This window comes from Micromonospora sp. NPDC005215 (genome assembly GCF_040607915.1).
In the GTDB taxonomy this organism is placed as follows: domain Bacteria; phylum Actinomycetota; class Actinomycetes; order Mycobacteriales; family Micromonosporaceae; genus Micromonospora.
On the sequence record NZ_JBEXHQ010000040.1, the window covers coordinates 41,705 to 62,646 of the forward strand.

Annotated in this window: 22 protein-coding genes and 1 pseudogene; 6 read left to right on the top strand and 17 right to left on the bottom strand. The window is 70.4% G+C overall.

Annotated features, from left to right (window positions below; translation table 11 throughout):
- Window positions 1-130 precede the first annotated feature (130 nt).
- Window positions 131-835 (bottom strand): cytidine deaminase, encoded by a 705-nt coding sequence (locus tag ABZU25_RS25695; protein WP_355031922.1) that lies wholly within the window; start codon window positions 833-835, stop codon window positions 131-133.
- A gap of 119 nt (window positions 836-954) precedes the next feature.
- Window positions 955-1,269, bottom strand: a complete 315-nt coding sequence (locus ABZU25_RS25700; protein ID WP_355031923.1) for a hypothetical protein — start codon at window positions 1,267-1,269, stop codon at window positions 955-957.
- Between ABZU25_RS25700 and ABZU25_RS25705 the strand changes: the two are divergent.
- Window positions 1,268-1,504 (top strand): annotated as a pseudogene (locus ABZU25_RS25705) (Scr1 family TA system antitoxin-like transcriptional regulator); the annotation flags it as partial. The gene ABZU25_RS25700 and the pseudogene ABZU25_RS25705 sit on opposite strands and share 2 nt — an antisense overlap.
- Window positions 1,505-1,738: 234 nt before the next feature.
- Here ABZU25_RS25705 and ABZU25_RS25710 read toward each other — a convergent pair.
- The 5 genes from ABZU25_RS25710 to ABZU25_RS25730 all read right to left on the bottom strand — a co-directional run bounded on the left by ABZU25_RS25710 (window position 1,739) and on the right by ABZU25_RS25730 (window position 7,878).
- The gene (locus ABZU25_RS25710) at window positions 1,739-3,019 is read right to left on the bottom strand and encodes an ABC transporter permease (protein WP_355031924.1); all 1,281 of its coding nucleotides are present in this window, start codon (window positions 3,017-3,019) and stop codon (window positions 1,739-1,741) included.
- Window positions 3,020-3,022: 3 nt separating this feature from the next.
- Complete coding sequence (locus ABZU25_RS25715) at window positions 3,023-4,399, bottom strand: ABC transporter permease (protein WP_355031925.1); 1,377 nt, start codon at window positions 4,397-4,399, stop codon at window positions 3,023-3,025.
- The gene (locus ABZU25_RS25720) at window positions 4,396-6,003 is read right to left on the bottom strand and encodes an ABC transporter ATP-binding protein (protein ID WP_355031945.1); all 1,608 of its coding nucleotides are present in this window, start codon (window positions 6,001-6,003) and stop codon (window positions 4,396-4,398) included. Before ABZU25_RS25720 ends, ABZU25_RS25715 begins: the two co-directional genes overlap by 4 nt.
- 189 nt (window positions 6,004-6,192) lie before the next feature.
- Window positions 6,193-7,260, bottom strand: a complete 1,068-nt coding sequence (locus tag ABZU25_RS25725; protein WP_355031946.1) for a BMP family ABC transporter substrate-binding protein — start codon at window positions 7,258-7,260, stop codon at window positions 6,193-6,195.
- Between the two features lie 276 nt (window positions 7,261-7,536).
- Window positions 7,537-7,878 carry a hypothetical protein gene (locus ABZU25_RS25730; protein ID WP_355031947.1) on the bottom strand — a complete coding sequence of 114 codons (342 nt, stop codon included), beginning with the start codon at window positions 7,876-7,878 and terminating at the stop codon, window positions 7,537-7,539.
- A gap of 213 nt (window positions 7,879-8,091) precedes the next feature.
- Here ABZU25_RS25730 and ABZU25_RS25735 point away from each other — a divergent pair, with 213 nt between their 5' ends.
- From ABZU25_RS25735 to ABZU25_RS25745, 3 genes are all read left to right on the top strand, one after another.
- On the top strand, window positions 8,092-9,138 hold the full coding sequence (locus ABZU25_RS25735; protein ID WP_355031926.1) for a LacI family DNA-binding transcriptional regulator: 1,047 nt from the start codon (window positions 8,092-8,094) through the stop codon (window positions 9,136-9,138).
- Window positions 9,139-9,181: 43 nt separating this feature from the next.
- Window positions 9,182-9,316 carry a hypothetical protein gene (locus ABZU25_RS25740; protein WP_355031927.1) on the top strand — a complete coding sequence of 45 codons (135 nt, stop codon included), beginning with the start codon at window positions 9,182-9,184 and terminating at the stop codon, window positions 9,314-9,316.
- A gap of 183 nt (window positions 9,317-9,499) precedes the next feature.
- Window positions 9,500-9,871, top strand: a complete 372-nt coding sequence (locus ABZU25_RS25745) for a VOC family protein (protein ID WP_355031948.1) — start codon at window positions 9,500-9,502, stop codon at window positions 9,869-9,871.
- Between the two features lie 12 nt (window positions 9,872-9,883).
- Here the strand turns inward: ABZU25_RS25745 and ABZU25_RS25750 are convergent, their stop codons facing one another.
- From ABZU25_RS25750 to ABZU25_RS25775, 6 genes are all read right to left on the bottom strand, one after another.
- Entirely contained in the window at window positions 9,884-10,321 is a 438-nt protein-coding gene (locus ABZU25_RS25750; protein WP_091394593.1) for a hypothetical protein, read from the bottom strand.
- A gap of 79 nt (window positions 10,322-10,400) precedes the next feature.
- Complete coding sequence (locus tag ABZU25_RS25755) at window positions 10,401-10,769, bottom strand: GntR family transcriptional regulator (protein ID WP_355031928.1); 369 nt, start codon at window positions 10,767-10,769, stop codon at window positions 10,401-10,403.
- A gap of 17 nt (window positions 10,770-10,786) precedes the next feature.
- Window positions 10,787-11,713 (bottom strand): YhjD/YihY/BrkB family envelope integrity protein, encoded by a 927-nt coding sequence (locus ABZU25_RS25760; RefSeq protein WP_355031929.1) that lies wholly within the window; start codon window positions 11,711-11,713, stop codon window positions 10,787-10,789.
- A gap of 72 nt (window positions 11,714-11,785) precedes the next feature.
- Entirely contained in the window at window positions 11,786-12,355 is a 570-nt protein-coding gene (locus ABZU25_RS25765) for a 2'-5' RNA ligase family protein (RefSeq protein WP_355031930.1), read from the bottom strand.
- A 25-nt stretch (window positions 12,356-12,380) separates the two neighbouring features.
- Complete coding sequence (gene trpS, locus ABZU25_RS25770) at window positions 12,381-13,406, bottom strand: tryptophan--tRNA ligase (RefSeq protein ID WP_355031931.1); 1,026 nt, start codon at window positions 13,404-13,406, stop codon at window positions 12,381-12,383.
- 33 nt (window positions 13,407-13,439) lie between these two features.
- Window positions 13,440-14,585, bottom strand: a complete 1,146-nt coding sequence (locus tag ABZU25_RS25775; protein ID WP_355031932.1) for a hemolysin family protein — start codon at window positions 14,583-14,585, stop codon at window positions 13,440-13,442.
- A gap of 248 nt (window positions 14,586-14,833) precedes the next feature.
- On the opposite strand from ABZU25_RS25775, the gene galE reads away from it, so the two are divergent.
- Together galE and galK are read left to right on the top strand one after the other, a co-directional pair.
- Window positions 14,834-15,766, top strand: coding sequence for a UDP-glucose 4-epimerase GalE (galE, locus tag ABZU25_RS25780; RefSeq protein ID WP_355031949.1), 933 nt, complete (start codon window positions 14,834-14,836; stop codon window positions 15,764-15,766).
- The gene (gene galK, locus ABZU25_RS25785) at window positions 15,763-16,932 is read left to right on the top strand and encodes a galactokinase (protein WP_355031933.1); all 1,170 of its coding nucleotides are present in this window, start codon (window positions 15,763-15,765) and stop codon (window positions 16,930-16,932) included. Before galE ends, galK begins: the two co-directional genes overlap by 4 nt.
- A gap of 132 nt (window positions 16,933-17,064) precedes the next feature.
- Here the strand turns inward: galK and ABZU25_RS25790 are convergent, their stop codons facing one another.
- The 4 genes from ABZU25_RS25790 to pth form a co-directional block, all read right to left on the bottom strand.
- Entirely contained in the window at window positions 17,065-18,360 is a 1,296-nt protein-coding gene (locus ABZU25_RS25790; RefSeq protein WP_355031934.1) for a GTP-binding protein, read from the bottom strand.
- Window positions 18,360-19,271 (bottom strand): sulfate adenylyltransferase subunit CysD, encoded by a 912-nt coding sequence (cysD, locus tag ABZU25_RS25795; protein ID WP_355031935.1) that lies wholly within the window; start codon window positions 19,269-19,271, stop codon window positions 18,360-18,362. Before cysD ends, ABZU25_RS25790 begins: the two co-directional genes overlap by 1 nt.
- Window positions 19,272-19,346: 75 nt before the next feature.
- Entirely contained in the window at window positions 19,347-20,177 is an 831-nt protein-coding gene (locus tag ABZU25_RS25800) for an inositol monophosphatase family protein (protein ID WP_355031936.1), read from the bottom strand.
- 135 nt (window positions 20,178-20,312) lie between these two features.
- A complete protein-coding gene (gene pth, locus ABZU25_RS25805; protein WP_355031937.1) occupies window positions 20,313-20,906 on the bottom strand; it encodes an aminoacyl-tRNA hydrolase in 594 nt (197 codons plus the stop codon).
- Between the last annotated feature and the right edge of the window lie 36 nt (window positions 20,907-20,942).

The window sequence follows — 20,942 nt, forward strand, 5'->3', positions numbered from 1 at the left end:
AAAATCTTCCTAGTCGTATGCAGATCCCGACCCACGGACAGCGAGCACCGCGGGATTGGGCCGACCGTGCCCGGCGGAGGGATCAAGCCTGACCGCCCGGAGCCGGGCACGGTCGGCCCAATCCCCGAGCTCAACCCCAGCGAACCGGGATCTCCAGCGGCGGCTCACCCTCGCCGGCCCAGAAGATGGTGCCGGTCGCGTCGACCACCACCACCCGCGGTGTCCGGGCCAGGCCCCAGGTGATCGCCTCGGCCGGGTCGTCCCAGCTCGGGGCCTCCTCCAGCACGCCGGTCTCGGCGCCGACGTCGTCTCCGGCCGACCGCTCCCAGTACGCGGTCCAGACCTGCTGGCCGGCGGACATGTCCGGGTGCACGAAGACGGTGCCGCGTCCCCGCCAGGCGGCCAGCCGCTCCGGCACCACCGGCACCGGCGTCTCCCCGGTGACGGCTTCCAGGTCCTCCACACCGAAGGCGTGCGGCAGCAACTCGGCCATCCGCAGCGGGCGGGTCTTGCTCTCGATCAGGCACTCCGGCCCGCCGTTTTCCCAGAGCAGCTGGCGGCAGCGACCACACGGCATCAGCGGCTCACCTGTCGCGTCGACGCAGGACAGCGCGACGAGTCGACCGCCACCGGTGGCGTGCAGGCTGGAGACCACCCCGCACTCGGCGCAGAGCGTCACCCCGTACGCGGCGTTCTCCACGTTGCAGCCGACCACCACGCGGCCGTCGTCGACCAGCGCGGCCGCGCCGACCGGGAACGTCGAGTACGGCGCGTACGCGTGCCGCATCGCGTCGGTGGCGGCGGCCCGCAGCCGTGCCCAGTCAATGTCGGTCATGCCGCCATTCTGCCCAAGGAGCCCAGGTCAGAAGCGAGCAGGGCCGGATGCACGGGCGCCCTTCGGAAACTCGGCCGCTCCACCGCACCCGTTCCGGTGATCAGGTGATGAAAAGTAGGTCAGAGACGCCCCTGATACCTACCCACGAAGCGGTCGAACAGGTCGCGCGGGCTGGGGCCGTCGTGCGGATTCAGGCGGTAGAGATCGCGGCTTGCCTCGTAGTACATGCCCGCCAGATAGATGGCCAGGCCCTGCATGTTGTCCTCGAACTCCGCCTTCAGCCGCAGCCGAGCGTCGGCGCAGGGCCAGGGCTGGCCGTCCGCTCGGCAGAACCACATCGGGCGCAGCGGAGTGTGCGGAGCCCGATCGCCGTACTCCCTCGGGCGGTTGGGCTTCGGGCCCACGAGCGGTGGTGATGCCTGGGTGCTGAGCATGGTGCTGCGCCGGCCGATCGTGGGTCGCCCGAATGTCATGCCCGAACAGCTCGCCCACCTGGCGAAGATGGCCCAACTGCCGCACGTGCAAATACTCGTGGTGACCGAGGATGCCGGCCTCTACCCTGGATTGCAGGGCGGGTTCATCCTGGCTACCCAGCCTGATGGCGCGGTGGTCGCTCACCTTGATCACCAGGTGCGAGCACAGGTAGTCAGCAGTGCCGATGACCTTGCTAACGGCGGCGTCCTTCACTTCAACCCGCAGACATGGCAGTCGTTCGTCGACCTGGCCAAGCGGATTGGGCCGCTCGGCTGATCCAGGCAGAGCACCGAAGAGGCTCTCTGTGTCCGGTCGGCGCGACGCCCCCGGGGGTATTCGCCGTTACGCCACGCTCAGGCGTACCCCTGGAAGGGCTGGATGGGCGCGGGGCGCGCCCGGCGGGGAGGCCCGCCGGGCACGGCTCCGGGGTCAGCCCTTGATGTACGGCTTGCCGTCGGCGGCCGGCGCCCGGACCCGGCCGACCAGGCCGGCGACCGCCAGGATGGTCGCCAGGTAGGGCAGCATGGCCAGGAACTGGCTGGGGATCGAGCTGCTGATCGCGCCCAGGTAGGTGGCGAGCTGGTCGGCGAACCCGAAGAAGAGCGCGGCGAGCAGCGCACCGGTCGGGTTCCACCGGCCGAAGATCAGTGCGGCCAGCGCGATGAAGCCCTTGCCACCGATCATGTTCTTGGTGAACGAGTAGAGCGCCAGCGTGTAGGACGCGCCGCCGATGCCGGCGACGACCCCGGCCAGGAGCACGTTGCGGTAGCGCACCCGCAGCACCTTGACGCCGAGCGTGTCGGCGGCGATCGGGTGTTCGCCGACCGAGCGGGTCCGCAGCCCCCACCGGGTGCGGAACAACCCGATGTGGATCACGAGCACCAGCAGCAGCCCGAGGTAGAGGAAGATGTTGCCGCGGAACAGCGCCGGCCCGAGCACCGGAATGTCCTTGAGCAGCGGGATCTCCCAATTGCTGAAGCGAGGCGCGCTGTTGTACTTCGCCGCGTCGGTCTGCATCAGCCGCTCGTAGAGGAAGCCGGTGACGCCGACCGCCAGCAGGTTCAGCACGATGCCCATGACGACCTGGTCGACCAGGTAGCGGATGGCGAAGACGGCCAGCAGCAGCGAGATGAACGCGCCGCCGAGAGCGGCGGCGACCAGACCCACCCAGACGCTGCCGGAGATGCTGCCGAACAGCGCGCCGCTGAAGGCGCCCATCAGCAACTGACCCTCGATGGCCACGTTGACCACGCCGGATCGTTCGCAGAGGACGCCGGCGAGCGCGCCGAAGATCAGCGGCAGGGCCAGGATGAACGTGCCCCGGATGATGTTGACCAGCGGCATGAAGTTCTGCCCGGCCGGCGCGGCGGAGACCTGCCAGCACAGGAACGAGAGCACGAAGCCGGCGAGCCCGACGCCGAGCACCGGGAGGAACCACCGCTTCGGCACCCCGGCGAGCAGCGCCGCGCCGGCGGCGATCGCGATGATCCCGAACAGGATCGCCCCGATCGTGCCGTTGATCTCCAATGCGGCACCCGCCGCGTCGTCGCTGAGCGTGAACCGGGCCTGCTGGTTGGTGGCGAGCGCGCCGAAGAGCACCGCGGCCAGCAGGCCGAGCCCCAGCAGCGTGAGGCCGACCTTGCGGCTACGGGTCCAGAAGCCCTCGTCGACCGGGGCGACCGCGATGTCGGGGACAGCCATGGTGGACATGAGTTACCAGCCCTTCGCCAGGCTCGTCTGCAACCGGGCGGCGCGTGCGGCCCGGAGCTGGAAGATCGCCTTCACCAGGGCCGGCGCGGCGATGAAGATGACGATCAGCGCCTGGAGCACTGTCACCAGCTCCAGCGAGATCCCGGAGTACGACTGCATCCGGTTGCCGCCGGCCTGCAACGCCCCGAACAGCAACGCGGCCAGCAGCACTCCCCAGGGCTTCACCCGCCCCAGCAGCGCCACCAGGATGCCGTCGAAGCCGATCTGCGCGACCACCAGCGGGGTCAACGCGTTGGCGGTCGAGCCCAGCACCATGTTCGAGCCGCCGAGGCCCGCCAGGATGCCGGCGAAAACCATGATCAGGATGTACGTCCGCGTGACGCTGATGCCGGCGGTGCGGGCGGCGTCCGGGTTGGCGCCGACCGCGCGCAGCTCGAAGCCGAGCGTCGAGCGGTTCAGCAGCCAGGCGACCGCCCAGGTGGCCAGCACGGCGAGCAGGATGCCGGCGTGCACCCGCAGGTTGTCACCGAGCAGTCGGGGCAGTTGGGCGGAGGTGTCCACCGCCTTGCTGATCGCGTCGGTACGGGTCGGGTCCTGCACGCCCTCCTGCACGATCAACCACGTGAGCAGGTACGTGGCGACGTAGTTGAGCATGATCGTGGTGATCACCTCGTGCGCGCCGGCGCGGGCCTTGAGGATGCCGGGGATGAAACCCCAGATCGCCCCGCCCAGGGCGCCGGCCAGCACCGCCACCAGCAGGTGCAGGCCGGGCGGCAGGGGCAGCAGGAAGCCGGCCAGCGCCGCCAGGATCACGCCGATGGTGGCCTGACCCTGGGCGCCGATGTTGAACAGGCCGCCACGGAAGGCCAGCGCCACCGACAGGCCCGTGAAGACCAGCGGCGCCGTGTAGGTGAGCGTCTCGGAGATCGGCGCGAGCACTGCCTGCCAGCTACCGGTGCCGTTCAACCAGCCGGAGAACGCCTCGGGGTCGAAGACCGAGCCCTTGAACAGGTTCGCGTACGCCGCGCTGACCAGCGTCCAGCTGGAGTTGATCGCGTCGGAGGGTCGGGAGGTGATGTACGAGTAGGTGGAGAGCACCGTCGGATCGGAAATGATCATCAGCACCGCACCGACCACGATCGCCAGCACCAACGACAGCAGGGTCACCGTGAAGGTGTTGGCCGCCCAGAGGTTGTCCACGAACAACCGGCCCAGGCTGGGCTCGGGCCGCTGGTCCGGCGCTGACGTCGCCGTCGAGCGGTCCGGCTCGGTCGCCGACTCCGCCCGTTCGGTGTTGCCGAGCGCGTCCTGCGCGGCCTGCGCCTCGCTCGTCGGCTCCTTGTCCGGCGAACCGGACTGCGGGGTTGGGGGGTTGGTCATGCCTCGTCCTCGCTCGCGGAGCCCGGGTCGCTCGCCGGGCTCCCGTCGGTGGCCGGCCCGTCGCTGGGCACGGCGTCCGGGTTGCGCTCGTGGGCCGCGTCCGGGCTGATGCCGGCCATCAGCAGGCCGATCTCCTCACGGGGGGTGTCCGGGCCGACGACGCCGATGATGCGACCGCGGTACATCACCGCGATCCGGTCGGCCAGCCCGATCACCTCGTCGAGTTCGCTGGAGACCACCACGACGGCGGTGCCGATGTCCCGCTCGCGGATGATCTGGCTGTGGATGAACTCGATCGAACCGACGTCGACGCCACGGGTCGGCTGGGCGGCGATGAAGAGCTTCAGCGGCCGGGACAGCTCCCGGGCCACGATCACCTTCTGCTGGTTGCCGCCGGAGAGAGTCCCCACCGACGCGTCGGCCGATGACGTGCGGACGTCGAACTGCTCGATCCGCTCCTTCGCCGAGGCCACGATCGCGTCCGGCTTGAGCGCGAGCCCGGCACCGAACGGCGGCCGGTCGTAGATGTCCAGCACCAGGTTCTCCGCGACGCTGAACTCCTTGATCAGACCGTCCACGCTGCGGTCCTCGGGCACGTAGCCGACACCCGCGCGGAGCACCTTCTTGGGCTTCCAGCCGTCGATCCGGTCGCCGACCAGGCTGACCGAGCCGGCGAGCACCGGCCGCAGGCCCATGATCGCCTCGATCAGCTCGGTCTGACCGTTGCCCTGTACGCCCGCCACGCCGAGCACCTCGCCCGCACGCACTGTCAGGTCCACCCCGTCGACCGCGCGGATCTGCCGGTCGTCGTCGACGACCAGCCCGGTCACCTCCAGCACGGGCTCACCGGGAGTGGCCGGGGCCTTGTCCACTGTGAGCCGGACGCTGCGCCCGACCATCAGGGCCGCCAACTCGTCCCGGCTGGCCTCTGGCGAGGCGGTGCCCACTGTCTTTCCGCGTCGGATCACCGTGATCCGGTCCGCGATGGCCTTGACCTCGCCCAGTTTGTGGGTGATGAAGACGATCGACTTGCCGGCCGCCTTGAGCGACCGCATGACCGTCAACAGTTCCTCGGTCTCCTGCGGGGTGAGCACGGCGGTCGGCTCGTCCAGGATGAGCAGGTCGACGTCGCGGGTGAGCGCCTTGACGATCTCGACGCGCTGCTGGATGCCGACCGGCAGGTCCTCGATCACCGCGTCCGGGTCGACCCGCAGGTTGTAGCGCTCGGACACCTCGGTGACCTCGCGCCGGGCGCGACGCCGGTCCAGGAAGCCGGCGATGCCGCCCCGGGTCTGCTCGGCGCCGAGCATGATGTTTTCGGCGACGGTGAAGACCGGCACCAGCATGAAGTGCTGGTGCACCATGCCGATCCCGGCGCCGATCGCGTCGGACGGGCCCTTCAGCTTCAACGGCTTGCCGTCGACCAGGATCTCGCCCTCGTCGGGCTGGTAGAGCCCGTAGAGCACGTTCATCAGTGTCGACTTGCCCGCGCCGTTCTCGCCGAGCAGGGCGTGAATCTCTCCAGGCTCCACCGTCAGGTCGATGTGGTCGTTGGCGACCAGATCACCGAACCGCTTGGTGATGCCGCGCAGTTCGAGTCTCAGCGCAACCTCCTGGAGTGCGAGCGATGGTGCAGCCTAGCTGCCGTCAACCCGACCGGAGCGGCCTGGCTGACGCGGTGCGCGATCGGCCGCTCCGACCCCCACGGTCACCCGCGGGGCCAGAGCGGCCGGTCGGTCGTACCTGTCCCCCGCCGACCCCCCGATGATCTCACCGGAGGGGCCGGCCGGTCGTCACTTGGTCGGCTGGGCCTTCGAGGTGACGGTGATGGTGCCCGCGGCGATGTCCGCCTTGATCTTGTCGATCTCGGCCTTCAGCTCGGCCGGAACCTTGCTGTCGAAGTCGTGGTACGGGGCGAGCGAGACACCGTTGTTGGCCAGGGTGCCGACGAAGCCCGGCTTGGCCGGCAGCTTGTCGCCGGCGGCGGCCTTGACCACTGCCTCCTTGACGGCCTCCGGGATGTTCTTGACCACGGTGGTGATGATCGCGGCGCAGTCCGGGGTGCTCTGGCAGCCGTCGACGTCCACCCAGATGGTGCTGTACTTGCCACCCGAGGCCTTGGCCGCGGCGGTGGTGCCGAGGCCGGAGCCGCCAGCGACCGGCATGATGATGTCGGCGCCCTGGGCGACCAGCGCGTCGGAGACCTTCTTGCCCTCGTCCTGCTTGGCGAAGTCGTTGGTGAAGGAGCCCTTCTGGGTCTCCTTGTTCCAGCCGAGCGCCTGGACGTTCTTCTTCTTTGTGGTGTTGAAGTACGCCACGCCGTCGACGAAGCCGTCCATGAAGATGGTCACCGGCGGGATCGGCAGCGCGCCGTAGGTGGCCACCTTGCCGCTCTTGGTCATTCCGGCGGCCAGGTAACCGGCCTGGAACGCGGCCTGGGCGGTGTCGAACTGCATCGGGTAGATGTTGTCCAGACCCGGGTTGGCGTCGACGATGCCGAACTCCTGGTTCGGGTTCGCCGCCGCGATCTTCTTGGTGGCGTTGGCCATCAGGCCACCGACCGCCAGGATGAAGTCGCACTTCTGGTTGACGTACTGCGTCAGGTTCGGCTCGTAGTCGGCCTCGGCCTTCGACGCGACGAACTTGATATCGATGTTGTCGTTGGCGGCCTTGGCGTCCTTCAGACCCTGCCAGGCCGAGGCGTTGAACGACTTGTCGTCGATGCCGCCAACGTCGGTCACCATGCAGGCGCTGAACTTCTTGGCGCCACTGCCGGCGTTGTTGTCATCCTTGGGGGCCTCGCCACAAGCGGCGGCGGTGAGCACGAGCCCACCCACCGCGACGATCGAGGCGATCCGCATCCCACGCACCGAGCGCAAGACGTCTCCTTCCCATTGCTCACCGCGCCTAGTGCGGTGGCAGCCCATCAGCCGACCTGCGGTGTGCCGCCGGCTGTCCCACGTTACGGACGGGAGCGTACGCCCGCGCCCACCCACCGGCCGACAATCGTGCACGACTGTTGAGCGCCTGTTACCCGGGTGTAACCCTTGCGTGGGGCAGGTCACTCCTGGTGCTGGTAACGGCGTGTCCCGGCGTCCGTAACGTCCGTTTTCCCAGGGCCTCGGCCCCCTCGGACGTTACCGCCAAAAGACCGCGACCGCCGCGTTGACCAGGGTCAGACCGACTATCGCGAGGAAATGACCACGGTTCACCACGTCCCGCTTCCGCGAGAAGAAGACCATGACGAAGATCAGCAACGCGATGACCAACTTCGTCACAAGTTTCGCGGGTGCCGGCTCGTCGCCGTCGCGCAGCGGGGCGGAGAGGCCGAGCCCGGTCAGCAACTGGATCACCGCCCCCCAGAGCATGGCCGGGTTGATCCGCAGCCGGCCACTGATGTATTGGGCGATCGAGCCGCCGAGCAGCAGGGCGAAGCCGATCAGATGGACATAGAGGAGAATGAGTCGCAGCGCTTCCACGTCGCTCATCCTCCCCCATCAACGACAGTTTGTAGTAGGGGGTCCGACCGGTCGGCGCGTCCGCGCCGCTCGGCACAGCCGCCAGCCCCGCCCGGCAGGCGCGTCGGCGATCCGAGCACCCGGGATGCCGCCGGTGGGCCGCAAAGGCTTGCCGGCCATGCAATGGCTTGCGGGGCACCCCGCAAGAACTTGCCGGTGGGCTAAGGTGCCGCCATGCGCGCTCGACTGTCCGACATCGCCCAGCAGGCCGAAGTCAGCGAGGCCACGGTGTCGCGGGTGCTCAACGACCGCCCCGGCGTGGCACCGGAGACCCGGCAGGCCGTCCTCACCGCACTGGACGTGCTCGGCTACGAGCGCCCCGCCCGGCTGCGCAAGCGCAGCGCCGGGCTGGTCGGCCTGGTGGTGCCGGAGCTGGACAACCCGATCTTCCCCGCCTTCGCCCAGGTCATCGAGTCGACCCTGGCGCAGAGCGGGTTCACCCCGGTGCTCTGCACCCAGACCGCCGGCGGCGTGACCGAGGACGAGTACGTGGAGATGCTGCTGGACCGGCAGGTCTCCGGAATCGTCTTCGTCTCCGGTCTGCACGCCGACACCGCCGCCAGTCACGACCGCTACCGCGCGCTGCTCGCCCGACCGCTGCCGGTCGTGATGATCAATGGGCACGTGTCCGACATCGGCGCCCCCTTCGTCTCCTGCGACGACCGGGAGGCCGCCGAGCTGGCCGTTGCCCACCTGGTCGCGCTCGGGCACCGACGGATCGGCCTGATCACCGGCCCGGACCGGTTCGTCCCGGTGCGGCGAAAGGTGTCCGGCTGGCGCTCCGCGATGACCCGACTCGCCGGTGTCGCGGAGGCCAACCTCGGCCCACTGGCCGAGCTGTCGCTGTTCGGTGTGGAGGGTGGCGAGGCGGCGGCCGGCCGACTGCTCGACCGCGGTGTCACCGGCGTGGTCTGCGGTTCCGACCTGATGGCGCTCGGCGCGATCCGAGCGGCCCGCCAACGCGGCCTCCGGGTGCCCGACGACGTCTCCGTTGTCGGCTACGACGACTCGCCGCTGATGGCCTTCACCGACCCGCCGCTGACCACCATGCGGCAGCCGGTCACCGCGATGGCCGTGGCCGCCGTCCGGGCCCTGGTGGACGAGATCAACGGGTACGGCGCTCCGCACTCGGAGTACCTGTTCCGCCCGGAGTTGGTGGTGCGCGGCTCCACTGCGGTCGTGCCGAGCGCCGCGCGTCTGCCTTACGCAAGATCTGCTTGACTCTTGCAGCAACCAGCACCCGGCGCCGGCCACACTGATCTGCGTGGTCAACCTCAGCGGCGCGCCGGTCCGGATCGACGGGTACGGCCAGCCGCTCGTCGCCAGCGACGTGCTCACCGGACCGGACGCCGGCGACCTGCTGCCCGTCGACGCGGCTGTCTGGTTACAACGGCGCTGAGCGGGTAACACGTTCTCGACCTGGTCGTTCGTTGTGCCCCGCGCCGACGGGCGACTGGGCTACCGGCCCCTTGTGGTGGGGGGTGAGGTGTCACCGGCGCCACGTGGAGTTTGCTCCGCGTGGTGCCGGTGTCCGTCTGCCGCCGGTGGTGTGGCCGGCCACCGTCGCTACGGAGGTGAACCCATAGTGGTACGGATCGCGCAGTGCACGCTCGACGTCGAGGACCTGGACCTGATGGTCGCGTTCTGGTCCGCGGCGCTCGGCTACGAGGTCGAGCAGGGCGACGACGGCAGCGCCAAGCTCTGGCCGCCGGGGCAGTCGTCGGCCACCGCGCCCACCGTGTGGTTGCAGGGCTCGGGCACCGCCAAGCGGGGCAAGAACCGGCTGCACCTCGACCTGGTCGCGGACGCCGACCCGGAGGCCGAGGTACTGCGACTGCTGAGCCTCGGTGCGCGGCACGTCGACGTCGGGCAGACCGGGACCGAAGGGTTCACGGTGCTCGCCGACCCTGAGGGCAACGAGTTCTGCGTGCTGGACGGCCCGCCGGCCCGCTGACGCTTTCCGGTGTCACTTCGCGGTGAGCAGCGCCGCGATCCGGGTGAAGCCGGCGCGTACCTCGGCCTCGTCCGGCGGCTCGGCGGGCTCACCGTGGCCAGCCTCGTCGGCGGCGGCGTCCAACTCCTCGTCGATCACGTCCTCGAAGTCGCCGTACAGATCGGCCCCCTCGACCTGCCTCGCCTCGTCCTCGGCGGCGACCTGTGCGGCGGCGATCTCACTGCGGATCTCGTCGGCGGACAGCGCCGGCAGCAACGGCTCCACCACCGCCATCAGTTGCTCCTCGGCCACCACCGCCTCGGCCAGCGCCAACGCGTGCGGCCGCTCGTACGGCCCGCAGACCACCGGCTCCCACTCGTCGAGATCACCGAGCGGACCGAAGGTGATGATCCAGGGCAGCCCGAGGAGCGGCGAGTCGGCCGGCAGGTCCAGTGTCATGAGTGCGCCCACCGGCTCATCATGGTCCGCGAACGTGAGCGCCGACGGCTTTCGGCTCAGTTCCGCCCGTCCGGTGAGCGGTCGGCGGCGGTCAGCCGGGGCGGACGGCATCCAGGGCGGCGCGGACCAGGGCGAGTGCGGTGGCCGGCGGCACGCCGAGCCGGGCCGCCTCGGCCGCATAGCCGGCCGCCGCCCGCTGCAACCGGTCGACGGCGTCGTCCCGGCCCGGGGCGACGAACGTGCCGTTGCGCCCCCGGGTCTCCAGCAGCCCGGCCGCCTCCAACTCCCGGTACGCCCTGGCCACCGTGTTCGCGGCCAACCTGAGGTCGGCGGCGAGTTGCCGGACGGTGGGCAGTCGACACCCGACCGGCAGCCGACCGTCGCCGATCAGTTCGGCGAGTTGCCCACGGACCTGCTCGTACGGTGGCACCGACGAGTCCGGGTCGACCGAGATCAGCATCTGCACACCTTCCGTCCTCAGCTCGCACCACCTGGCGTACCAGGATCGGTGTCCTCGTCGACCACGCCCGCCGGGGCGGCGGCCTCCGCCAGGTCCACCACCCGCCCGTTTTTGCTGGTGGCGAGGAGCGCGGCGCCGAACAGCACCAGTTGGTTGAGCAAATAGAGGTAGAGCAGCAGACCGACGGCACCGGCCACCACCGTGTACGCCGGATTGCGCTCGGTACGCACCACGTAGTACCGCCCCACCGTGTTCAACAGGGTGATACCGACCGCCACCAACAGCACCACCGGGCGCAGCCGGGACCGGCTCATCCGCAGCCGGGGCACCGCGAGCAGCAACGCGGTGGCGAGGACCGCGTTGACCAGCACGCTGAGCACCGCGCTGATCGTGGTGAGACCGACCGACCCGGTGCTGCGCAGCAGGAAACGCAGCAGCGACTCCAACGCGTCCACCGCCGCGACCGAGACACCGAGCAGCACGAAGACACCGATCATCACGCCCAGGTCGACCAGCCGCCGGATCACCAGATTGCCGGGCTGCTGGTTGAGGTGGTACATCAGCCGTTGCGAGGACCTGATGGCCTCCACCCACCCGATCCCGGTGAAGACCAGGATGACCAGGCCGACCACGCCGACCGTGCCGCTGGAGTTGGCGATCTGCTGGGCGTCCAGGAAGGGCAGGTTCTCCCGGAGGAAGCCGGCTGCCGCCGCGCTGACCTCGTCGTTGTCCTCCAGGATCGCGCCGAAGATGGAGAACGCGACAAGGGCGAGGGCGAACACCGCGAAGAAGCCGTAGTAGGCGATCGCGGCGGCCAGCCGCCCGGCCAGCACCTCGCCGTACAGCGCGCCGGCGCGCCACACGTGATCGAAGAGCCCCGACCGGTGGCGCGCGGCGCTCACCCAGCGGTCGATGCCCGCTTCGATCCAGCCGATCACGTTCACGCGATCATCCTCGCCGATCTCCCACCGCCGTAGTGGCAACCGGCTTTCACCTACCGGCGCGTCGCCGACGGTTCAGTCGCCGAGGCGGAAGTCCCGACGCGGCTGCCACCGAGCTTCCCCGCTGTGCGAGAAGAGGGTGAACGCGTCGACCTCGAACATCGCGGAGAAGTCGGCCAGATCCTCGTACACCTTGTCCAGCGCCTCCGGTGCGACGTCCTGCGCCACTGTGACGTGCGGATGGTACGGGAAGCGGGCCTTGCGGTGCAGGTCCGGCGTCGCGGTGATGGCGGCGGCCAGCAACTCACACTCGCTGATGCCGGCGGCCACCGCGACAAACACCACCTGGGTGACCGGACGGAACGTACCGGTGCCCCGCAGGTGCAGCGCGAACGGCAGGTGCGTGGCGGCGACGGCGGCCAGGTGCCGCTCGACGGCGGGCAGGCTGGCCGTCCGGATCTCGGTGGGCCCGAGCAACGTCACGTGCGCGGGCACCGCCAGCGGGTCACCGGCCTCGACCCGCCGCCGGGTGAGCTGGGAACCCCAGGGCTCGGGAATGTCCACCGCGATGCCGATCTGGATGGTGTCGCTGGTCGGCGGCACCCCGCCACTGCGATCCACGCTTCGCGCCGCCCCTCCGGCCACCGACCCGTTCACCTGTCCCGCGGAGCTACTCGCCGCGCACGGGCGGGAAGAACCCGACCCGCTCGTACGTGGACCGCAGGGTCGCCGCTGCCACCGCGCGGGCCTTCTCCGCACCGGCGGCGAGCAGCTTGTCCAACTGCGCCGGGTCGTCGAGGTAGGCGCGGGTGCGCTCCTGGACCGGACGGACGAACTCCGCCACCACCTCGGCCAACTCCTTCTTCAGGTCGCCGTAGCCGCGGCCCGCGAACGCGGCCACCAACTCGTCGATGCCGCGCCCGCTGAGCGCCGAGTGGATGGTCAGCAGATTGGACACACCCGGCTTCCTCTCGGCATCGAAGACGATCTCCCGACCGGTGTCCGTCACCGCCGACCGGATCTTCTTCGCGGATCGTGCCGGATCGTCCAGCAGGTCGATGATGCCGGCCGGCGAGGACGACGACTTGGACATCTTCGCCGTCGGGTCCTGCAGGTCGGTGATCTTCGCGGTGTCCTTGACGATGTGCGGCGCGGGCACCGTGAACGTCGGGCCGAACAGCGAGTTGAACCGCTGGGCCAGATCCCGGGACAGCTCCAGGTGCTGGCGCTGGTCCTCGCCGACCGGCACCGCGTTGGCCTGGTAGAGCAGGATGTCGGCGGCCTGCAGGACCGGGTAGGTGAACAGCCCGACGCTGGCCCGCTCGTTGCCCTGCTTCTGCGACTTGTCCTTGAACTGGGTCATCCGGCTGGCCTCGCCGAAGCCGGTGATGCAGCCGAGCACCCAGGCCAGCTGCGGGTGCTCGGGCACCTGCGACTGCACGAACAGGGTGCTGCGCTCCGGGTCGAGCCCGACCGCGAAGAGCTGGGCGGCGGCCACCCGCGTCCGCTGCCGCAACAGCGCCGGATCGTGCCCCGCGGTGATGGCGTGCAGGTCCACCACGCAGTAGAACGCGTCGTGGGTTTCCTGCAACGCCACCCAGTGCCGCACCGCGCCCAGATAGTTGCCGAGATGGAACGAGTCGGCCGTCGGCTGGATGCCGGAGAAGACGCGGGGACGGGCGGGAGCGTCGGACATGGCGATAATTCTGTCAGCAAGCAACCCGGTCCGTCATGACGGGCCGGCGGGTCGGCTGCGGCCCGCCGGTGTCGGCGTGCTGACCTCGGGTGGCGCGCCCGGACCGACCCGGCGCGTCGGCCCGGCCGGCAACCCACGAGGCGACCCGGCCACCGTCTCCCGCGTCGGCCCGACACTGTGCTCACGGCGCTGCTCGGTGTCCTGCTCGCGGCGCTGCTCCGGCACCCGGACGGCGGAGACCGCGAGCCGCGCCACCCGACGACCGTCCAGCGCGAGGACCCGCAGCAGCCAGCCGCCGGGCGGGTCGGCCGGATCCGGTCCGCCGACGTCGGCCGGTTCATCGGGCACCGGCACCTCGTCGCCGGTCACCGGAAGCCGACCCAGTGCGGCCATCACGAACCCGCCAACCGTCTCGTACGGCCCGGCGGGCAGCGCCACCCCGGTCCGCTCGGCGAAGTCAGCGAGGTTGAGGCGGCCGTCCACCACGGCCGGCAGGCCGGCGTGCACCGGGTCCGGAGTGGTGTCGTACTCGTCGCGGATCTCGCCGATCAACTCCTCGATGAGGTCCTCCAGCGTGACGATGCCGGCGGTGCCGCCGTACTCGTCGACCACCACCGCCAGGTGCTGACCTTCCCGGCGCATCTCGGTCAGCGCGGGTAGTACCCGTTTACTGCCGGGGAGTCGCTTCACCTCCCGGGCGAGTTCGCCGACGGTGACACACGGGTCGGCGTCCGGCCGCAGCAGCACGTCGCGGAGGTGCACGAAGCCGACCACGTCGTCGTGGGTGCCGTCGGTGACCGGGTAGCGGGTGTGCGTCTCGGCGCGGACCAGCCGGGCAGCCTCGGTGATGGTGAGCCGCGCCGGGAGGAAGACGACCTCGGTGCGCGGCATCATCACCTCGCGGATCAGGCTGGCGCCGGCCACCAGGACCTCGTCGATGATCCGCCGTTCGTCCGGGTCGAGCACGGTGTTCGCCGCGACCAGGTCCCGCAACTCGGCCTCGGTGATGCGCTCCCGGCCGGCCGCCGGCCCGGCCCCGAGCAGGTCGGTGACGAGTCGGGAGGCGCCGTCGGCGGTGCGGACCAGCACGCGGGCGACGGCTCGGGCGAGCGGCCCGGGGTCGCGGCGAGGTCGCACCCGCGCGCGTCGCCGGAGCCCGTTACGGGCCGCTTCCCGCATGACAGAGATGGTAGACACCGTTTGCTCACCGCACCGGGGATCGGAGAAGCGGACCGCGTATGTTCGGGTCTGTTTAATCGTGAGAGTTTATGATGGAATGAGGATGGCGGTGCTGTCGGTCAGGGCACCGGCCGCCACCCTAGGGTGATCAGCGAAGGCCACGTCCCGGGCGGGCCAGGCAGGAGGCAAACGACGTGAAACTGCTCGTCACCGGGGGTGCCGGCTTCATCGGCAGCGTAGTGACCCGGATGCTGCTCGACGCGGGTCACCAGGTGGTCGTCCTGGACGACCTGCGCACCGGGCACCGCGAGGCGCTCGCCCCGGACGCGACCCACGTCGAGGCGTCCATCCACGACGCCGCCCGCGTCCTCACCGCCGACGCCGGCTTCGACGGGGTGCTGCACTTCGCGGCCCTGATCGCCGCCGGCGAGTCGATGGTCAAGCCCGAGCTGTACTGGCAGACAAACACCGTCGGCACACTCGCCCTGATCGACGCGGTCCGGGCCGCCGGGGTGCCCCGCATGGTCTTCTCCTCCACCGCCGCCGTCTACGGCAACCCCACCCAGTTGCCGATCACGGAGACCGCGGTCAAGGCGCCCACCAACACGTACGGCGCCACCAAGCTCGCCGTCGACATGGCGCTCACCTCCGAGACGATCGCGCACGGGCTGGCCGCCGTGTCGCTGCGCTACTTCAACGTGGCGGGCGCCCACCTCGACGGCGACGTCGCGCTCGGCGAACGGCACGACCCGGAGACGCACCTGATCCCGATCGCGCTGGAGGTCGCCGCCGGCCGGCGGGAGAAGCTCCAGCTCTTCGGCGACGACTACCCCACGGTGGACGGCACCTGCGTCCGCGACTACATCCACGTCGCCGACCTGGCCCGCGCGCACCTGCTGGCGCTGGACGCGGCCACCAGCGGCCAACACCGGATCTACAACCTGGGCAACGGCAACGGCTTCACCAACCGCCAGGTCGCCGACGTGGTCCGCGAGGTAACCGGGCACCAACTGCCCGTCGAGGTGGCCCCGCGCCGCGAGGGTGACCCCGCCGAGCTGGTCGCCTCCTCCGCGTTGGCCCGTGACGAGCTGGGATGGGTGCCGCAGAAGCCGACCCTGCACGACATGGTCGGCGACGCCTGGGCCTTCTACCGCACCCACATCCTGGAGCGGCAGCCGTGACCGACCCCACGCGTGCCGTGGCCGACCGGGCCGCCGCCGGCTTCACCACGCAGTACGGCGGCCAGCCCGCCGGCCGCTGGGCGGCTCCCGGCCGGGTCAACCTGATCGGCGAGCACACCGACTACAACGAAGGGTTCGTGCTGCCCTTCGCGCTGCCGTTGCAAACCGTCGTCGCCGCCGACCGGCAGGACGCGGAGCAGTGGACGGTCTGGTCCGAGCTCTCCGACGAGACGATCACCTTCGGGACGGACGACGTCGCCGAGGCCGGTCGGGTGACCGGCTGGGGCGCGTACGTCGCCGGGGTGGTCTGGGCACTGCGCGAGGCCGGCCATCCGGTTCCGGGCGCGCGGATGGCGATCGCCTCCGACGTGCCGCTGGGCTCCGGGCTCTCCTCCTCGGCCGCGTTGGAGTCAGCCGTGCTGGCTGCCCTGCTCGACCTGGGTGGGCTGGAGCTGCCCGCGGAACTACAGCCCCGGCTGGCGCAGCGGGCCGAGAACGTCTACGTGGGCGCGCCGACCGGGATCATGGACCAGTCCGCGGTGATCCGCTGCCGTGCCGGGCACGCGCTCTTCCTGGACTGCCGCGACGAGTCGGTCGAGCAGATCCCGTTCGACCTGGACACCGCCGGTCTGGCGGTGCTGGTCATCGACAGCCGGGCGCCGCACCGGCACGCCGACGGTGAGTACGCTGCGCGCCGCCGCTCCTGCGAGGCCGGGGCCAGCGCGCTCGGGGTCGCCGCGCTGCGGGACGTGGGCGTCGACCAGCTCGACACCGCGCTGGCCCAGCTCGACGACGAGGAGACTCGGCGACGGGTCCGGCACGTGGTCACCGAGGACCAACGCGTACTGGACACTGCGGCGCTGCTCCGCGCGGCCCGGGTCCGTGACATCGGCCCGCTGCTCACCGCGTCGCACGTCTCCATGCGCGACGACTTCGAGATCACCGTGCCGGAGATCGACACCGCGGTCGAGGCGGCGTTGGCGGCCGGCGCGCTGGGTGCCCGGATGACCGGCGGCGGTTTCGGCGGCTGCGTCCTGGCCCTGATCGAAGCCGACCGCGCCGACGCGGTCGCCGCCGCCGTCGAGGCCGCCTACGCCGAGCGCGGCTTCGCCACCCCCGGCACCCTGACAGTCCTCCCGTCCCCCGGCGCGACCCGCCTGCCGTAACCCCGCCCCACCCGGTCGGGTTGATCAAGAGGTTTGCGTCAAAATCCGCGCTCGAACTGACGCGAACCTCTTGATCACCGGCCGGATGGGGGTGGGGTGGGTGGGGTGGGTGGGTGGGGTGGGTGGGGTGGGTTAGGTGGCGTCGACGATCATGGCGGCGCCGACCGTGCGGTTGGTGGTTTCGTCGATGATGACGAAGCCTCCGGTGGTGCGATTGCGGCGGTACTCGTCGGCGAGCAGCGGCACCGTCGTTCGCAGCCGTACCCGGCCGATCTCGTTGAGCCGCAACTCGTCGGCCGACTCGTCGCGGTGCAGCGAGTTGATGTCCAACCGATAGTGCAGCCCCCGCACGATCGCCCGTGCCGACCGGGTGGTGTGCTTGATCGCGTACCGAGCGCCGACCCGCAGCGGGGCCGTCTCGTCCATCCAGCAGACCATCGCCTCGATGTCCTGGGCCACCGCTGGCGCGTTGTTCGGCCGGCAGATGAGATCACCCCGGGAGATGTCGATCTCGTCGGCCAGCCGTACCGTCACCGACATCGGTGGGAACGCCTCCGGCACCGGCCCGTCGGCGGTCTCCACGGCGGAGATCCGACTGGTGAAGCCGGACGGCAGCACCATCACCTCGTCGCCCGGCTTGAGCACCCCGGAGGCCACCTGGCCGGCATAGCCGCGGTAGTCGGTGACGGTGGTGGACTGCGGCCGGATCACGTACTGCACCGGGAACCGGACGTCGACCAGGTTGCGGTCGCTCGCGATGTGCACCCGCTCCAGGTGGTGCAGCAGCGACGGGCCTTCGTACCACTGCATGTTCTCCGAGCGGGCGACGATGTTGTCGCCGCGCAACGCGGAGATCGGCACCACTGTCAGGTCCGGTGCGTCGAGCTTCGCGGCGAACGCGGTGAACTCGTCGGCGATCCGCTCGTAGACCTCCTGCGACCAGTCCACCAGGTCCATCTTGTTGACACAGAGAACCAGGTGCGGCACCCGCAGCAGCGAGCACAGGAACGCGTGCCGGCGGGACTGCTCGACCAGGCCCTTGCGGGCGTCCACCAGGATCAACGCCAGGTCGGCGGTGGACGCCCCGGTGACCATGTTGCGGGTGTACTGGATGTGCCCGGGGGTGTCGGCGATGATGAACTTGCGGCGCGGGGTGGCGAAGTACCGGTACGCCACGTCGATGGTGATGCCCTGCTCCCGCTCGGCCCGCAGACCGTCGGTGAGCAACGCCAGGTTGGTGTATTCGTCACCGCGGGCCGCGCTGACCGCCTCCACCGCGGCCAACTGGTCGGTGAAGAGCGACTTGGTGTCGTAGAGCAGCCGGCCGATCAGTGTCGACTTGCCGTCGTCCACGCTGCCGGCGGTGGCGAACCGCAGCAGATCCATCGCCCGCGCCTCGGCGGCCGGGGCCATGATCTCGGTGCTCATCAGAAGTAGCCCTCCCGCTTGCGGTCCTCCATGGCGGCCTCGCTGACCCGGTCGTCACCACGGGTGGCGCCGCGCTCGGTGATCCGGGTGGCGGCCACCTCCTCGATGACCTTCTCCACGGTGTCCGCGTCGGAGCGGACCGCCGCGGTGCAGGAGGCGTCGCCAACGGTGCGATAGCGCACCTGCGCCTTGAACCGCTCCTCACCCGCCCGGGGGCGGAAGAACTCGTTGACCGCGTAGACCATGCCGTCCCGCTCGATCACCTCGCGCTCGTGCGCGTAGTAGATCGAGGGCAGCGGGATGCGTTCCCGGGCGATGTAGTGCCAGACGTCCAGCTCGGTCCAGTTGGACAGCGGGAAGATCCGGATCGACTCGCCGGGGTGGTGGCGGCCGTTGTACAGCGACCACAGCTCCGGCCGCTGGTTCTTCGGGTCCCACTGGCCGAACTCGTCGCGGAAGCTGAACACCCGCTCCTTGGCTCGCGCCTTCTCCTCGTCGCGGCGGGCGCCGCCGAACAGCGCGTCGAAGCGGTGTTTCTCCACCGCGTCCAGCAGCACCGGCGTCTGGATCCGGTTGCGCATCCCGTCGCCGGACTCCCGGACCATGCCGCTGGCCAGGGCCTCCGGCACGCTCGCCACCAGGAGCTGCAACCCCAGCTCGGCGACCCGCTGGTCGCGGTATTCCAGGACCTCGGGGAAGTTGTGCCCGGTGTCGACGTGCATGACGGGGAAGGGGATGCTGGCCGGGGCAAACGCCTTCTGCGCCAACCGCAGCATGACGATCGAATCCTTGCCGCCGGAGAAGAGCAGCACCGGGCGTTCCATCTCGGCGACCACCTCGCGCATCACGAAGATGCTCTCCGCCTCCAGGGCGTCCAGGTGGGAGACCCGGTAGGCGGCGGGGGTGGTCATGACAGCGGCTCGATTCGCTCGCTCATCCGATTTCCAGACCTTTCCGGTCGGACATGTCAAGAAAGTGCGCTCAGGCTACCCGGAATGTCTCTGCAACGCTGCAAGCAACCGGCTGGCGAGATCCTTGCGACAGACCAGCAGGTCCGGCAGGCGCGGATCCGCCTCGTTGTATTTCAGCGCAGAACCATCGATCCGGGAAGCGTGCAGTCCGGTGGCCGTCGCCACAGCCACCGGGGCCGCCGAGTCCCACTCGTACTGCCCACCGGCGTGAATGTAGGCGTCCACCTCGCCGGTGACCACGGCGGCGATCTTCGCGCCGGCCGAGCCCATCGGCACCAGATGCGCCCCGACGTCCTCGGCCAGGTCGGTCAGGAAGACGGGCGGCCGGCTCCGGCTGGCCGCCAGCCGGATCTTCCGCTCACCGGCCGTCGCGGCCTCCACCGTCATCGGCGGGTACGCCGGCGGGTAGTCAGTGCCCAGCACCCGGTGCTGCGCCGGCAGCCCCACCGCCCCGGCGACCAGCCCGTGTGGGCTCGGCGCGCTGCGCGCCCAGAGCGCCACGTGCACCGCCCAGTCCGAGCGGCCCTCCTCGGAAAACTCGCGGGTGCCGTCCAACGGGTCGATGATCCACACTCGGTCCGCTGTCAACCGCGACACCGCCCCGGCGTTCACCTCCGCCGCCCAGGCCAACCGCGACCCCTCGTCCTCCTCGGAGAGCACCGCGTCGCCCGGCCGCCACTTCGCCAACTCCGTGCGGATCAGGTCGTGCGACACCTTGTCCCCGGCCGACTTCAGCGCGCCGGTGTCCGCGAAGCCCATCTCGGCGCGTAGGTCGAGCAGCGCCTGCCCGGCCCGGGACGCCAACCATCGGGCGAACGCGCCGTCGATCATCGGAGGACTGGTCATCTGCCCGCTCCTGTCGCCTCGCCGCGACCCGTGCCCGCACGGACCGATTCGCCGCGACCCGCGTCGCCGGTCGCGGCACGCCGAAAGGCGCAGACTACCGGCCAACCGTTTCCGATCCGGTACGCCCCGCCCGGCTCAGCCCCCGTGGTAGAGGTTCTGCGTCGGCTCCACGCCCTTGACGACCACCGACTCCACCACGTCGGCAGCCCGGTCGACAAGGAAATCCAGTTCCTTACGCTCTGCCGCGCCGAAATCCGACAGCACGTAATCCGCCGGATCCTGCCGTCCCGGCGGTCGGCCGACGCCGAACCGGACCCGGGCGTAGTCCTTCGTACCCAACGACTTCGACATCGAGCGCAGGCCGTTGTGCCCGCCCTCGCCGCCGCCGAACTTGATCCGCACCTGGCCGAAGTCGATGTCCAACTCGTCGTGCACCGCGATCACCTGCGTCGTCGGCACCTTGTAGAACTGGGCCAGGGAGGCCACCGGCCCGCCGGAAAGGTTCATGTACGTCAGTGGCTTCGCCAGCACCAGCTTCGGCCCACCGAATCCCAGCCGCGCCTCGGCCACCTCGGCAACCGCCCGCTTGTGCCGGCCGAACCGCGTACTCAACCGCCCGGCCAGCAGGTCGGCCACCATGAACCCGACGTTGTGCCGGTTCCCGGCGTACTCCCGACCCGGGTTGCCCAGGCCGACCACCAGCCACGGCCCCGCCGCCTCGTCCGTCACGACCCGTCCCTCCCGACGTCCATCCCACCGACTACC